This is a genomic window from Vibrio sp. QJM3NY_35, from assembly GCF_057785915.1.
In genome coordinates this window covers 2,830,797-2,843,483 of record NZ_CM173507.1, presented here as the reverse complement: position 1 = coordinate 2,843,483, position 12,687 = coordinate 2,830,797, and the positions used below count along the sequence as shown (strand labels likewise).

At 44.8% G+C, this 12,687-nt stretch carries 12 protein-coding genes; 5 read left to right on the top strand and 7 right to left on the bottom strand.

All coding sequences use genetic code 11. The features are described 5' to 3' along the window. Window positions 1-43: 43 nt before the first annotated feature. Window positions 44-1,474 carry a dihydrolipoyl dehydrogenase gene (lpdA, locus tag AC3CH3_RS12690; protein ID WP_017059440.1) on the top strand — a complete coding sequence of 477 codons (1,431 nt, stop codon included), beginning with the start codon at window positions 44-46 and terminating at the stop codon, window positions 1,472-1,474. Window positions 1,475-1,733: 259 nt separating this feature from the next. Here lpdA and AC3CH3_RS12685 read toward each other — a convergent pair whose 3' ends face one another. After that, entirely contained in the window at window positions 1,734-2,339 is a 606-nt protein-coding gene (locus tag AC3CH3_RS12685) for a LuxR/HapR/OpaR family quorum-sensing transcriptional regulator (protein WP_019824386.1), read from the bottom strand. A gap of 337 nt (window positions 2,340-2,676) precedes the next feature. On the opposite strand from AC3CH3_RS12685, the gene hpt reads away from it, so the two are divergent. Then, entirely contained in the window at window positions 2,677-3,207 is a 531-nt protein-coding gene (hpt, locus tag AC3CH3_RS12680; protein ID WP_017059438.1) for a hypoxanthine phosphoribosyltransferase, read from the top strand. 73 nt (window positions 3,208-3,280) lie between these two features. Here the strand turns inward: hpt and can are convergent, their stop codons facing one another. Then, window positions 3,281-3,949 carry a carbonate dehydratase gene (gene can / locus AC3CH3_RS12675; protein WP_019824387.1) on the bottom strand — a complete coding sequence of 223 codons (669 nt, stop codon included), beginning with the start codon at window positions 3,947-3,949 and terminating at the stop codon, window positions 3,281-3,283. Window positions 3,950-4,235: 286 nt separating this feature from the next. Here can and AC3CH3_RS12670 point away from each other — a divergent pair, with 286 nt between their 5' ends. The 3 genes from AC3CH3_RS12670 (at window position 4,236) to AC3CH3_RS12660 (ending at window position 7,892) form a co-directional block, all read left to right on the top strand. Next, window positions 4,236-5,867: a SulP family inorganic anion transporter gene (locus AC3CH3_RS12670; RefSeq protein ID WP_017063247.1), complete on the top strand. Its 1,632-nt coding sequence runs from the start codon at window positions 4,236-4,238 to the stop codon at window positions 5,865-5,867. A 335-nt stretch (window positions 5,868-6,202) separates the two neighbouring features. Then, complete coding sequence (locus tag AC3CH3_RS12665; protein ID WP_017059435.1) at window positions 6,203-7,120, top strand: ABC transporter ATP-binding protein; 918 nt, start codon at window positions 6,203-6,205, stop codon at window positions 7,118-7,120. 1 nt (window position 7,121) lies between these two features. Next, complete coding sequence (locus AC3CH3_RS12660) at window positions 7,122-7,892, top strand: ABC transporter permease (RefSeq protein WP_488537284.1); 771 nt, start codon at window positions 7,122-7,124, stop codon at window positions 7,890-7,892. Between the two features lie 105 nt (window positions 7,893-7,997). On the opposite strand, the gene panC is transcribed toward AC3CH3_RS12660, so the two are convergent. From panC to gluQRS, 5 genes are all read right to left on the bottom strand, one after another. Continuing rightward, window positions 7,998-8,888 (bottom strand): pantoate--beta-alanine ligase, encoded by an 891-nt coding sequence (gene panC, locus AC3CH3_RS12655; protein WP_488537283.1) that lies wholly within the window; start codon window positions 8,886-8,888, stop codon window positions 7,998-8,000. 8 nt (window positions 8,889-8,896) lie between these two features. Beyond that, window positions 8,897-9,691 (bottom strand): 3-methyl-2-oxobutanoate hydroxymethyltransferase, encoded by a 795-nt coding sequence (gene panB / locus AC3CH3_RS12650; protein WP_017059433.1) that lies wholly within the window; start codon window positions 9,689-9,691, stop codon window positions 8,897-8,899. Window positions 9,692-9,713: 22 nt separating this feature from the next. Continuing rightward, window positions 9,714-10,199, bottom strand: coding sequence for a 2-amino-4-hydroxy-6-hydroxymethyldihydropteridine diphosphokinase (gene folK / locus AC3CH3_RS12645; protein ID WP_004735459.1), 486 nt, complete (start codon window positions 10,197-10,199; stop codon window positions 9,714-9,716). Further along, window positions 10,196-11,551: a polynucleotide adenylyltransferase PcnB gene (gene pcnB, locus AC3CH3_RS12640; protein ID WP_488537282.1), complete on the bottom strand. Its 1,356-nt coding sequence runs from the start codon at window positions 11,549-11,551 to the stop codon at window positions 10,196-10,198. The genes folK and pcnB overlap by 4 nt, the downstream gene beginning before the upstream one ends. Before the next feature lie 183 nt (window positions 11,552-11,734). Next, window positions 11,735-12,610: a tRNA glutamyl-Q(34) synthetase GluQRS gene (gene gluQRS, locus AC3CH3_RS12635; RefSeq protein ID WP_488537281.1), complete on the bottom strand. Its 876-nt coding sequence runs from the start codon at window positions 12,608-12,610 to the stop codon at window positions 11,735-11,737. Between the last annotated feature and the right edge of the window lie 77 nt (window positions 12,611-12,687).

Below are 12,687 nucleotides of genomic sequence, written 5' to 3'. Positions count from 1 at the left end.
CATCTACTCAGCCTGTTAGGGATAATGACTACAAGAGGTCACAATGAGCAAAGAAATTAAAGCCCAAGTTGTTGTACTTGGTTCAGGTCCTGCTGGTTACTCAGCGGCATTCCGTTGTGCGGATTTAGGTCTAGAAACAGTACTAGTTGAACGTTACAGCACTCTTGGTGGTGTATGTCTAAACGTTGGTTGTATTCCATCAAAAGCACTTCTTCACGTTTCTAAAGTAATTGAAGAAGCTAAAGCGATGGCAGAGCACGGCGTTGTATTCGGCGAGCCACAAACGGACATCAACAAGATCCGTATTTGGAAAGAAAAAGTAGTTGATCAACTAACTGGCGGTCTTGGCGGTATGGCTAAGATGCGTAACGTTACTGTTGTTAACGGTTTCGGTAAGTTCACTGGTCCTAACAGCATTCTTGTTGAAGGCGAAGGCGAAGCAACAACTGTTAACTTCGACAACGCAATCATTGCTGCGGGTTCTCGCCCAATCAAACTTCCTTTCATCCCACATGAAGACCCACGTATTTGGGATTCTACGGATGCACTAGAACTAAACGAAGTACCTGAAAAACTGCTTATCATGGGCGGCGGTATCATCGGTCTTGAGATGGGTACGGTTTACCACTCTCTAGGTTCTAAAGTTGAAGTTGTAGAGATGTTCGATCAAGTTATCCCTGCTGCGGATAAAGACATCGTTAAAGTCTTCACAAAACGTATTAAGAACAAGTTCAAGCTAATGCTTGAAACTAAAGTAACAGCAGTTGAAGCGAAAGAAGATGGTATCTACGTTTCAATGGAAGGCAAAAAAGCACCAGCTGAAGCTGAGCGCTACGATGCTGTTCTTGTTGCTATCGGTCGTGTTCCAAACGGTGCACTTATCGACGCTGAAAAAGCGGGTATCGAAGTTGATGAGCGTGGTTTCATCAATGTTGATAAGCAAATGCGTACAAACGTTCCTCACATCCATGCGATCGGTGACGTTGTTGGTCAACCAATGCTTGCTCACAAAGGTGTGCATGAAGGTCACGTAGCTGCTGAAGTTATCTCTGGTAAGAAGCACTACTTCGATCCTAAAGTAATCCCATCAATTGCGTACACTGAGCCAGAAGTTGCTTGGGTAGGTAAGACTGAGAAAGAAGCGAAAGCGGAAGGCATCAACTACGAAGTTGCTACTTTCCCTTGGGCTGCTTCTGGTCGTGCAATTGCTTCTGACTGTGCAGACGGCGTGACTAAGATGATCTTCGATAAAGATACTCATCGCGTAATCGGTGGTGCTGTTGTTGGTACTAACGGTGGTGAACTTCTTGGCGAAATCGGCCTAGCAATCGAAATGGGTTGTGATGCAGAAGATATCGCACTTACTATCCACGCTCACCCAACTCTACACGAGTCTGTTGGTCTAGCTGCGGAAGTATTCGAAGGTTCAATCACTGACCTTCCAAACAAGAAAGCAGTGAAAAAGAAGAAGTAATTCTTCTTTAGTCACTCGCTAATGTTTTTAAAAGCCGCTGATTCGTCAGCGGTTTTTTTATGTCTGAAGTAAGGCGCAGGAACGTTTCACTCCGAGATGCGAAGAGCCATTCCATTCTACAAAAAAGGGTTGACCGCTTAGGCCAACCCTTAAATTATTTACTCGAATCTCGAATCTCGAATCTCGAATCTCGAATCTCGAATCTCGAATCTCGAATCTCGAATCTCGAATCTCGAATCTCGAATCTCGAATCTCGAATCTACTTATAAATGCACAGCATGTTCAAGTAGCTATCCGTTAAGCTTGAAAGCTCTTCTGGCGTTTCTACACGTTTCGCTTGGATGAATAGCGAGTAGCAAATGCCGTGGAATAAGTTCGCTAGATGTTTAGGGTCGTGATCGTCACAAACTTCGCCACGCTCAATCGCTTTGCTAAACATGTTTTGTACTAACATTTGGTTAGTGCGGTTAGTTGTTACGAATAGCGGCCATACTTCATCACGAGTCGAAGCGCTCCATTCGAACCACACATTTAACCAATGGCTATCTTGAGCCACTAACGTCACCATTTCAGTCGCAATATTATGTAGGTTTTGTTTTGCGTGAATATCCAGATCGATATTGTCTGAAAGGAAGTTAGAGAATTGGCGTACAACGTGATTTAGTACTTCATCAACCAGATCTTCACGGGTAGGGAAGTAGTTAAATACAGTTGCGACAGACACCTGAGCGATGTCTGCAATATCAGCGTGTCCACCACGACCGATACCGCGGCGAGAGAATACCTCAAGAGCGATTTCCATCAATTGAAGTTTTCTTTTTAAAGGTGAAAGCCTAGTTCTAGGTCTCTTAGATATTGAGTCCATTTTGTTTTCCTTGCCAACGAAATTTTTATATTAATGATTTTATTATTATTTAAGCCAAGATGAGTGTAATGGTGCATATGCGAATGGTCAATCCTTTCAGCTTGTTTTATAGACAGTTACATCAAACTTGATACATAAAGCGTGATCAGCATTGATGTGAAAGGAGACGAGTATTGGATAAGGCACCAGCGCACATTTCGTTGAGAATCTGACAGTAAATTCGAGCCATAAGGTGGTGTGGGTATTTGAGCAGTGCTAGACTTACGCACAAAATTGAGCGACACAACTGACGAAACTGTCAACATTCGTCGCAATCACCAAATAGAATGAGAGCAGTATGAAGCATACAGTTGAAGTCATGATCTCTGAGCAAGAAGTTCAGGATCGAGTGAACGAACTAGGCAAACAGATCACGGAACACTACAACGGTAGTGAAGATCTCGTTTTAGTTGGCTTATTGCGTGGATCTTTTGTCTTTATGGCAGATCTTGCTCGTGCTATCGATTTAACGCACCAAGTTGATTTCATGACCGCGTCTAGCTACGGCAACGGCATGGAAAGCTCACGTGATGTTCGTATTTTGAAAGACCTTGATGATGATATTCAAGGTAAAGACGTTCTACTCGTAGAAGATATTATCGATACGGGTAACACGCTGACTAAAGTGAAAGAGATTCTAAGCCTACGTGGCCCTAAGTCTATCGAAATTTGCACGCTACTAGACAAGCCTTCTCGCCGTGAAGTGACTGTAGATACAAAGTGGATTGGTTTTGAAATCCCAGACGAATTCGTTGTTGGTGTTGGTATCGACTACGCACAAAAATATCGTCACCTACCATACATCGGTAAGGTAGTACCTCAAGAGTAATCATTACGCTTGTCGGTTAGAAGTCATTAAAAAGCCCGCAGATGCGGGCTTTTTGTATTTATTACGGAAGGGGCTAGCTTTGTTGACTAAGCAGAGGCGTTGTTAAGATCTTATTTAATGCCTCTAAGTGACTGTTCTCTAGGGTATCATTACTTGAGCAACGTACGCCAAGGTCTTGCAGCTTGCCATCGCCAATACCATAAACCACACCGTGGATTTCAACTTCTTGGCCACGCTCCCATGCACTTTGCATGATGGTTGAGTTGCCTAGGTTATAAACTTGCTCTGCGACGTTAATTTCGCATAGCTTATCACCCCATTGCTCACGAGGCAGCCCCTCGATTTGCTTACGGTATTTTAGGTAGTTGTCACGGATGTGAAGTAACCAGTTATTGATAAGGCCAAGTTTAGGGTTATCAATCGCCGCGTTAACACCACCACAGCCATAGTGACCACAGACAATAATGTGTTTAACTTTGAGTACATCGACGGCGTACTGTACCACTGAGAGGCAGTTTAAGTCGGTATGAACCACTTGGTTCGCTACATTTCGGTGAACAAACAGTTCGCCAGAATACAAACCAGTGAGACGCTCGGCCGGAACACGGCTATCTGAGCAGCCTATCCATAGAAAACCGGGGCTTTGACCCTCTTCAAGCGTTGTAAAATACTCAGGTCGTTGAGAGCGAATTTCTTCTGACCATTTAGAGTTGTTTTCAAAAAGCTGTTTAATCTCTGGCATTTTGCGTCTTACATCCCTTAATTAAGAATCTCAACTATACACAATGTTACAAATTCAATCTCGTAAAAACTGTGTCAAATAGTACTCATCTGACGTGTACTAGTCGTTAAAATCATTAACTTAGTGTAGAAGCTATGATCTGGTTATAAGACATGAATAATGTGATTGAATTAACACTTTCTGAACACTTGATACATTTGTTAAAGTGATAAGGTTTGTCATTTCATCATCAGGAAGGTGTGTTTTGTTTGGAAGTCGTTTTACGGATATCAATCTCAAAGGGGATATGTTTGGCGGTGTGACTACAGCCATCATCTCGCTACCTTTAGCGTTGGCATTTGGTGTTGCTTCTGGCGCAGGTGCTGAAGCTGGTTTGTGGGGCGCCATTATGGTTGGCCTATTTGCAGCATTGTTTGGTGGTTCGAGCAGTTTGATTTCTGAACCTACCGGCCCGATGACGGTGATCATGACTGCCGTAATGACGAGTATGGTGGCCAAATATCCTGAAACGGGCATGGCCATGACCTTTACTGTTGTGATGATGGCTGGTGCATTTCAGATATTACTTGGCACGTTAAAGCTAGGAAAATACGTTACTTTGATGCCATATAGCGTGATCTCCGGATTTATGTCGGGTATTGGCGTTATTCTAATTATTTTGCAGCTATCCCCTTTATTAGGACACGCCGCACCTTCTGGTGGGGTAATGGGCACGCTCTCTGCACTTCCTGATACGCTAGCAAACTTAAAAGTGAGTGAACTGTTTTTAGGTGCATTGACGCTCGGTATTCTTTTTGGCTTCCCCGCTAAGTATCGTAAGTATGTACCCGCTCAACTGGTCGCTTTGGTTGCTGTGACACTCTTGTCCGTCATTATTTTTGATACCGACTCTATTCGCCGTATTGGTGAAATCCCAGCGGGTTTGCCTTCTCTCGTTATTCCTACGATCAGCGCTGAACAGTTCACGACTATGGTTATCGATGCTTTGGTGTTGGGTACGCTTGGTTGTATTGATACGCTTTTGACCGCGGTAATTGGGGATTCACTGACTCGTAAAGAACATGACTCAGACAAAGAACTTCGTGGCCAAGGCATTGCCAATATGATCTCTGGCCTGTTTGGTGCGTTACCTGGCGCGGGTGCCACTATGGGTACCGTGACTAATATTCAGGTGGGAGCGCGTTCTCCGCTTTCAGGCGTTATTCGAGCCTTAGTACTTGCGCTAGTGGTATTGGTTGCGGGTGGCTTAACAGAACCGATCCCTATGGCAGTGCTGGCTGGTATCGCGATGTATGTTGGTTTCAATATCCTAGATTGGAGTTTTATCCAGCGCGCGCACAAGGTCAGCTATGCGGGCATGGGTGTGATGTACGGCGTGATGTTACTGACTGTGTTTGTCGACTTGATTATTGCTGTTGGACTGGGCGTGTTTATCTCGAATATTCTGATTATTGAAAGATTGAGCCGAGAGCAAGCCAGACAAGTTAAGGCGATCAGTGATGGTGATGATGAAGATGATATTCCATTGACCGATAGCGAACGTCAGTTACTCGATAGTGCCAATGGTAAGGTGCTGTTCTTCTATCTTTCAGGGCCGATGATATTCAGTGTCTCAAAGGCGATTTCACGTCAACACTCAAGTATTTCTGACTATGAAGCGATGATTCTAGACCTGACAGATGTCCCTATGATTGATGTGACTGTTGGCCTAGCGCTAGAGAATGCGATTAAAGATGCATTGGATGCGCAGTGTGAGGTGTATCTACTGTGTCCTAATGAGAATACTCGTCAGCAACTAGAGAAGTTCCACGTGATTGACCTAGTGCCTGAATCCAACACTTATCGATTCAGATATGAAGCCCTGACGGCAGCAACAAGCTATGTCGACAGAGATGAGCATCAATTTGAGTCAGTTTAATTTTTCAGTAATAAGCTGATATGAATGACCTGATATGAATAAGCATAGACGCTCACTTCAAGACTGATCATTAATGCCGTTAAGTGAATCACTTAGCGGCATTTTTATATTTACTGAACATTGATTTAGTCTTCAGGGAGCCAAGACGCTTATTTGTTTTCGAAAGAAACTCTCACACGATATTTGTATTAATCGTCAATCAACGATAAACTTGTTTGCAAAATGGCCGAGTAAACAAGTTTGGGTTAGTTTTCTGCTAGCTCGTTTTAAGCATTACTCTCTTCCTCAAGCTCGGTCGTCTACATCTTATCTATAGCAAATGGCAGTCTATCTCTATGTATGCATTAGAAATTGAGCAATTAAGAAAAACTTATGCTGGGGGCTTCGAGGCTCTGAAGGGCGTTAGTTTACAAGTAGAAAAAGGCGATTTTTACGCACTACTTGGTCCCAACGGTGCAGGTAAATCAACCACCATTGGTGTTATCTCTTCACTGGTAAATAAAACGTCGGGCAAGGTTAAAGTGTTCGGCTACGACATTGATACCGATCTGGAGTTGGCGAAGCAGAACTTAGGCCTTGTACCTCAAGAGTTTAACTTTAACCCGTTTGAGACCGTTGAACAGATCGTGCTGCAGCAAGCGGGTTATTACGGCGTGCCAAAAGCATTAGCGAAAGAGCGAGCGAAAAAGTACCTATCTCAACTCGATTTGTGGGAAAAGCGTGGCGAACGTGCGCGTAACTTGTCTGGTGGTATGAAGCGTCGTTTGATGATCGCGCGTGCATTGATGCATGAACCTCATTTGTTGATCCTTGATGAACCAACAGCAGGCGTTGATATTGAACTGCGTCGTTCGATGTGGGAATTCCTAAAAGAGATCAATGAGAAGCAGGGCATTACCATTATCTTGACCACGCACTACCTAGAAGAAGCAGAAATGCTGTGTCGCAATATTGGCATCATCAATCGCGGTGAGCTGATTGAGAACACAACAATGAAAGCGCTGTTGGGCAAATTGAGTGCGGAGACCTTTATTCTGGATCTGGAAGAGGGCACGACTGAACCTAAGCTTGAAGGCGTGAATAGCCAAGTGATGGTCAATGGTTCACTAGAAATTGAAATCGACAAGAACCTAGGTTTGAATACCATTTTTGCTCAATTGAGCGAGCAACAGGTTAAAGTCCTATCTATGCGTAACAAAGCAAACCGTCTAGAAGAGCTATTTGTGAGTATCGTCCGTGAGGGGAGTAAATAATATGTACAGCCTATATTGGACAGCTTTTTGCAGTTTGTTGACCAAAGAGATCAATCGCTTTACTCGTATCTGGGTGCAAACTCTGGTGCCGCCAGCGATTACCATGACACTTTACTTCATCATCTTCGGTAACCTGATTGGTGCGCGTATTGGTGAAATGAACGGCTTTAGCTACATGGAATACATTGTTCCCGGTCTGATCATGATGTCGGTGATCACCAACTCATACTCCAACGTTGCTTCGTCGTTCTTTAGTGCCAAATTCCAGAAGAACATTGAAGAACTGCTCGTAGCACCTGTTCCTAACTACGTGATTATCGCCGGCTTCGTAATGGGTGGTGTGGTTCGTGGCTTGTTAGTGGGCACTATAGTAACGTTCGTGTCGTTGTTCTTTGTCGACCTACAAGTTGACCATTGGGGCGTGATCATGGCGACTGTATTTTTAACATCGGTAGTATTCGCTCTGGGTGGCTTGATTAACGCGGTATTCGCACGAACGTTTGATGATATCTCTATTATCCCAACCTTTATCTTAACGCCGCTGACGTACCTTGGTGGTGTGTTCTACTCGATCAGTTTATTGCCTGAATTCTGGCAAGGTGTATCGAAGTTGAACCCTATCGTGTACATGGTAAACGCGTTCAGATATGGCTTCTTGGGTGTGTCTGATGTGGGTATCGTGACGTCGTTTGGCGTATTAGGCGTGTTTATCGTGCTGTTGTATGGCACTGCACACTACCTAGTGACAAAGGGTATTGGCTTACGTAGTTAATACCTAGTTAGCCAGAATTGCAGGCAAAGAAAAAGGTCGATATTACATCGACCTTTTTTGTCTCTTTCACTTGTGCTTTTGCTTTGTGTTTAGAGAAGAAAGCGATTACTCAGCGGTTTCTTCTCTCACTTCTTCTTTGGTTTCCGTTACCAAGTCGAGAACTTGGTTGTCGATAAGACGAGTCTTACCTAGGAAAGCTGACATCAAGATAACCGCTTGAGTCGATTCTGAAGTGATGGCTTGCAGCGTTTTAGCATCGCAAATGAAAATCTCATCAGGTTGTAGGTCTGCAGCACGAAGTTGGTCGGTTGCATCTTCAATTACTGATGCGTAGTCATCGCGACCACCACGAATAGCACTGCTGATCCAGCGCATAGTACGCGCTAGAACTGGTGCTCGTTGGCGTTCGTCAATCGTTAGATTGCTATTGCGAGAGCTCATTGCCAAGCCGTCCATTTCACGAACGGTCGCAACGCCCACAACTTTAATGTCTAACGCTAAGTCAGTGGTCATCTGGCGAATAACAGCAAGCTGCTGGAAGTCTTTTTTGCCGAAGCATGCAAAATCTGGCTGAACAATGTTAAACAGCTTGGTGACAATCGTCGCTACGCCACGGAAATGACCTGGACGAGATGCACCTTCAAGCATGTGAGATATGCCAGGGACCTCAACAAACGTCTGTTTGTCTAATCCATCTGGATACATCACCTCTGGCGTTGGTGTAAATACCAGCTCAACGCCTTCGCCAGTTAGTTTGCTTAAATCTGCTTCTAACGTGCGAGGGTAGTTGTTTAGGTCGTCGGCGCGGTCAAACTGCATTGGGTTTACAAAGATGCTTACCACAACGATGTCTGCCAGTTCTCGAGCTTTCTTTACTAGAGTTAGGTGGCCTTCATGCAGGTTTCCCATTGTCGGTACAAAAGCAACCGTACGTCCATCACGCTTAAACTGTTTAATCTGCTCACGAAGAGCCGCTATTTCAGCAAAAGTTTGCATACTTACTCCTAAGCGATTGTATGAGCTTCATCAGGGAAGCGCGCGCTCTCTACTTCTTCTTTGTATAGAGCTACTGCCTTACGCATATCACCGGTTTCTGCTAGGAAATTCTTAGAGAACTTCGGCATGTAGTTCGCAGAAATACCGAACATGTCATGCATAACCAAGATCTGACCATCGGTAACATTGCCGGCGCCGATACCGATAACCGGTACGTCACAAGCTTCTGTAATTCGTTTTGCCAATGAAGCTGGCACACATTCAAGTAGAACGATTTGAGCGCCTGCGTTTTGCAGAGCTAGCGCGTCAGCAACCATTTTGTCGGCTTGCTCGTCGTCACGACCTTGAATTTTGTAACCACCAAAAATGTTCACAGACTGAGGTGTTAAGCCTAAGTGTGCACATACTGGTACTGCACGTTCTGTTAGCATCTTTACAGTATCAACCAACCAGCTTCCGCCTTCGATTTTTACCATATTCGCGCCAGCACGCATCAAGGTAGCTGCGCTTTCACAAGCTTGCTCTGGCGTCGCGTAGCTCATGAAAGGCATGTCAGCCATAAGAAGGCAATTAGGGCTACCAGCACGCACTGAGCGAGTATGGTAAGCAATATCTTCAACGGTGACAGGTAATGTATCGTTATGGCCTTGTAGAACCATCCCTAGTGAATCACCGACAAGCAGTACAGGCATCTCTTGGCTTTCGAATAATTGAGCAAAGCTCGCATCATAAGCTGTCGACGTCGCGAATTTACGGCCTTCACGTTTGCATTTGATCAGGTCGTTAATGGTTACTTTTTTCATTGGTTTTCCTTAATGCGCTTGGCTATTGTTGCCAAACATTGAGCCCGTTCTTATCTACTATTTTCAGTAGTTCTGTCAGCTCAGTCCCATCAGGGAGTTGTAAACTTGGTGCGATTTCAGCAAGCGGGTAGAGTACAAACTCTCGTTCTTTCATTCCGTAATGAGGAACGATTAAGCGCTCTGAATCGATCACCTCATTGCCGTATAACACAATGTCGAGGTCCAAGGTTCTTGGCCCCCAACGCTCGTCTTTACGGACGCGCCCTTGCTCTAACTCGATTTTTTGAGTGCAATCAAGCAGTTCAATTGGCGTTAATTCGGTTTGGATAGCGACTACCGCGTTGATGTAGTCCGGTTGATTTTGCGGCCCCATTGGAGTGCTACTATATAGCTGAGAGGTCGCAATAAACGTTGATCGCGGTAGGCTTTTTAGCGTTTCGATAGCCAAATTTGCTTGGCTAACTGGGTCGGCAAGGTTGCTGCCGACCGCAATGTAAGCCGTTATCATTCTGATTGCTTACTCTTTTTGTTTCGGTAAGTCTTACGGCGACGATGGCCTGACTTTGATGGTGCTGCAACGTCGTTAGCCATCGCTTGACGCATGTTGCGACCGGCTGTTTGATAACGCTCCCACCATTTCGCAAGTTCTTTAGTTTCGCCACCTTCAGTCTCACCACGCATTTCTAGGAAATCGTAGCCTGCACGGAACTTGTTGAGCTCCATTAGACGAACAGCGCGTTTACCGTTGCGACGAGGCAGTCGAAGTTGCAGTTGCCAAACTTCGCGAATGGTTGCGGTGTGACGACGAGGAATAGCAATAGACTTTACTTGCTGATCAAGAATGATGTTACTCGCTTCCATGATCGCGTCGTAGTGCGCCATACCCTGTTCAGCGACAAGTTTGTCTGCCAGCTTGTTCATTGGGTACCAAAGCATCGCTGCGAACATGAATGCTGGGTTTACTCGCTTACCATCTTCGATGCGAAGATCGGTTGAATCGAGAACCAAATCAAGCATCTGCTCTGTGTGAGAGTCGTAATCTTCTGTGAAGTATTCCGCTACAGCTGGGAACATCTGTTGAAAGAGGTTGTACTCGCGCATTAGGTGGTAGGTTTCTAAACCGTGACCTGATTGCAGCAATTTCAGAGACTCTTCGTAAAGACGCGCTGCTGGGATATCTCTTAGAAGGTGCGCTAACTCTTCAATCGGGTCAGCTGTGTCTTCTTCAATATCGAAATCCAGTTTAGCGGCGAAGCGCATTGCACGTAGCATACGTACTGGGTCTTCACGATAACGCGTTTCTGGATCGCCAATCAGGCGGATCAGTTTATCTTCTAAATCTTCTACACCACCCGCGTAATCGTGGATGCTGTAGTCAGCAATGTTGTAGTACATCGCATTGATTGTGAAATCACGACGCTCTGCATCTTCATCAACACTGCCATACACGTTATCGCGCAATAGCATGCCTTCTTTCGATTGTGCAGACACGTTTTTCGATGGTTCTTGGTGGTGGCCACGGAAAGTTGCCACTTCAATGATGTCACGACCAAACATGATATGTGCCAAGCGGAAACGGCGACCGATAAGGCGACAGTTTCTGAAGAGGTGTTTGATTTGCTCTGGCGTTGCGTTGGTCGCAATATCAAAATCTTTTGGCTGAGAGCCTAATAAGATATCGCGTACACCACCACCGACTAGAAATGCGTCAAAACCCGCACCATTCAGGCGATATAGCACTTTTAGTGCGTTGTCGCTGATCTGCTTGCGTGAAATATTGTGCTCTTGACGAGTATAAATATTCAGAGCTAATTCGTGGAATCCGCGTTGTTCGCTTGGGGTATTGTCGTTTGTATTCATTAGTTTAGAACAAAGTAGGTATCGCCAACTTTGTTTTTCTCTTAGTCCAAAGTGGTAGTGCAGAGTTTAATTGCGGCTAATAATAGCTTAGCGCGAGCCATTTGAGAACATCGTCTGCTTAACCACAGTGGTTGGTTATGGCATTTTTATGTGTCGTTTTTGCTATTTGCCGTGAGTTTCGAGCTAATTACAGTGCTCTTTTTGTAAACTATCAGGTAACTGACTGACGTTCCATTGTTGGCAGCCCCACAATAAAATCTCATCCATTGAAGCCTCACAAAGGGCTGTCGGGATATCAAAACCTAAGAATCGCATCGCGTTGAGTAACGTTGGTTTTGGATTGTCGAGATTGATTGCGGTGGCATGGTTCTGTTTTGACAGTTTATTCCCCAAGTTATCGGTTGCCAATGGTAAGTGCAAGTAGCTCACTGTTTTTTGCTTGAGCGTCTTGTACAAACTGATTTGTCGACCTGTTGGTTCTATCAGGTCTGCGCCTCTTACGACTTCCGTTACTCCTTGTTCGATGTCATCAAGGACAACGGCCAAGTTATAGGCAAACAATCCATCTCTGCGTTTAATAATAAAATCTTCTTCAGCTAATGCTTTAGGGATTTGAATCGTGCCGTGGCGCACATCATCAAAGGACTCTACAGGAAAATCCATGCGCAAGCGCACCGCTTGTTCACCTGAATCGATTAAGCCTGCATCTCGACAGTGACCATTGTAAAAGCCACCCAAAGCCTTTATCTGCTTACGAGTACATTGGCAGTAGTAGGCTTGTTTATCAACGACCCATTGATCAATTTGAGCTTGATACATGTCGTGACGCTGGCTTTGATAAACGACTTCACCATCCCAAAATAGATGGTAAGCCTCAAGCGTCTTAAGAATCAGGTCTGCAGCGCCGGCCATTTCTCTTGGTGGATCTAAGTCTTCCATACGAACCAACCATTTTCCTTGGTTAGATTTTGCTTGGAAGTAACTACCAAGAGCAGCAACAAGTGAGCCAAAATGAAGAGGACCTGACGGTGATGGTGCAAAGCGCCCGATATAATTCATGAGTGAACAACCTAATCTAAATGGTACCGCAGTAGCCGGTTCTTAAGACGTTTAACAAAAGCTTTAATGCGTAGAAC

Bases quoted from the DNA above. Each gene is read 5' to 3' on its own strand.
- lpdA (WP_017059440.1), top strand. From the start codon at position 44: ATGAGCAAAGAAATTAAAGCCCAAGTTGTTGTACTTGGTTCAGGTCCT.
- AC3CH3_RS12685 (WP_019824386.1), bottom strand. From the start codon at position 2,339: ATGGACTCAATATCTAAGAGACCTAGAACTAGGCTTTCACCTTTAAAA.
- hpt (WP_017059438.1), top strand. From the start codon at position 2,677: ATGAAGCATACAGTTGAAGTCATGATCTCTGAGCAAGAAGTTCAGGAT.
- can (WP_019824387.1), bottom strand. From the start codon at position 3,949: ATGCCAGAGATTAAACAGCTTTTTGAAAACAACTCTAAATGGTCAGAA.
- AC3CH3_RS12670 (WP_017063247.1), top strand. From the start codon at position 4,236: ATGTTTGGCGGTGTGACTACAGCCATCATCTCGCTACCTTTAGCGTTG.
- AC3CH3_RS12665 (WP_017059435.1), top strand. From the start codon at position 6,203: ATGTATGCATTAGAAATTGAGCAATTAAGAAAAACTTATGCTGGGGGC.
- AC3CH3_RS12660 (WP_488537284.1), top strand. From the start codon at position 7,122: ATGTACAGCCTATATTGGACAGCTTTTTGCAGTTTGTTGACCAAAGAG.
- panC (WP_488537283.1), bottom strand. From the start codon at position 8,888: ATGCAAACTTTTGCTGAAATAGCGGCTCTTCGTGAGCAGATTAAACAG.
- panB (WP_017059433.1), bottom strand. From the start codon at position 9,691: ATGAAAAAAGTAACCATTAACGACCTGATCAAATGCAAACGTGAAGGC.
- folK (WP_004735459.1), bottom strand. From the start codon at position 10,199: ATGATAACGGCTTACATTGCGGTCGGCAGCAACCTTGCCGACCCAGTT.
- pcnB (WP_488537282.1), bottom strand. From the start codon at position 11,551: ATGAATACAAACGACAATACCCCAAGCGAACAACGCGGATTCCACGAA.
- gluQRS (WP_488537281.1), bottom strand. From the start codon at position 12,610: ATGAATTATATCGGGCGCTTTGCACCATCACCGTCAGGTCCTCTTCAT.